Here is a 1,419-nt window from a genome sequence, read left to right as displayed (position 1 = left end):
TCAGCCCTTAGCGCCCTGTCCGCGGGCGTAGACGTCTTCGTAGCGGACGATGTCGTCCTCGCCGACATAGGCGCCGGTCTGCACTTCGATCAGGACCATGGGGACCTTGCCGGGGTTCTCCATCCGGTGCACGGCGCCCAGCGGGATGTAGACCGACTGGTTCTCGGTCACCAGTTGCTGATGGTCATCGATGGTCACGCGGGCGGTGCCTTCGACCACGATCCAGTGCTCGGACCGGTGGAAATGGCTCTGCAGGCTCAGCGAGGCGCCGGGGTGGACGTGGATCCGTTTCACCTGGAACCGGTCGCCGACCACAAGGCTTTCGAACCAGCCCCAGGGGCGGTGATCCATGGGGAATTGCGTCGCCTGCGCCGCGCCTTTCTCTTTCAGAGCGGCAACCGCTTTCTTGACGTCCTGCGCCCGCGACTTGTCGGCAACCAGCACGGCGTCGTTCATTGCCACCGCAATGACATTGTCCAGCCCGATGCCAACGACCTCAAGCTGTTCGCTGTCCGAGCGCAACAGCGAGTTCCGACAGTCGATCGCAGTTGCGCCACCGCTGGTGACCACGCCGTCTGCATCCGGGCCGCTTTCGCGCCAGACCGCGTCCCAGCCGCCCAGATCGGACCAGGCGGCCTCAAACGGAACAACCGACAGGTTGTCGGCCTTTTCCATCACCGCGTAATCGATCGAGATGTCTTCGGCCTGCCCCCACGGTTCGGGCGCGAGCCGCAGGAATCCAAGGTCGGTCTGCGCGTCGTTCAACGCGTCCTGTACCGGCTGCATCAGCGCGGGCGCATGGGCCTTGAAGGCGGCGATGATATCGGTGGCACGGAACAGGAAAATGCCCGCGTTCCACTTGAAATTGCCGGCGGCCAGCATCTCGGTCGCGCGGGCCAGGTCCGGCTTTTCGACAAATTGCTTCAGCGGGACAGGAGACCCGCCCTTGTCCGACGCCGCGGCAAGTTCCAGATAGCCATAGGCGGTTTCCGGATGCGCCGGGGTGATGCCGAAGGTCACCAACTGCCCCTGCGCCACGGCCTCCATCCCGCGGGCGACCGCCGCCTGGAATGCGGCGGCATCAGGCACAACGTGATCGGAGGGCGCCACCAGCAGCACCGCATCTTCGTCTTCCGCGTGGGCGCGCAGCGCGGCGGCCAGCACGGCTGGGGCGGTGTTGCGCCCCTCGGGCTCGATCAGAATGGCACCGGGGTCGATTCCGACGGCCTGCAATTGCTCAGCCACGATGAACCGGAAATCCGAATTGGTCAGGACCATCGGAGCCGCAAATTTCAGCCCGTCTGCGGCACCGGACAGACGCAGTGCAGAGGCCTGAAACAGCGTCTCATCGCTAATCAAAGAGACAAATTGCTTGGGGTAGCTTTTCCGCGACAAGGGCCACAAACGGGTTCCAGAACC

Annotated in this window: 1 protein-coding gene; it reads right to left on the bottom strand. The window is 64.4% G+C overall.

The window, feature by feature from the left end; translation table 11 throughout:
- Window positions 1–1,419 (bottom strand): mannose-1-phosphate guanylyltransferase/mannose-6-phosphate isomerase (locus tag GOX63_RS23620; protein ID WP_254436095.1); only part of this gene is annotated, 1,419 nt, incomplete at its 5' end.

This window comes from Ruegeria arenilitoris (assembly GCF_013031355.1).
Classification (GTDB): domain Bacteria; phylum Pseudomonadota; class Alphaproteobacteria; order Rhodobacterales; family Rhodobacteraceae; genus Ruegeria; species Ruegeria arenilitoris_C.
This window is presented reverse-complemented; position numbering and strand designations above follow the sequence as displayed.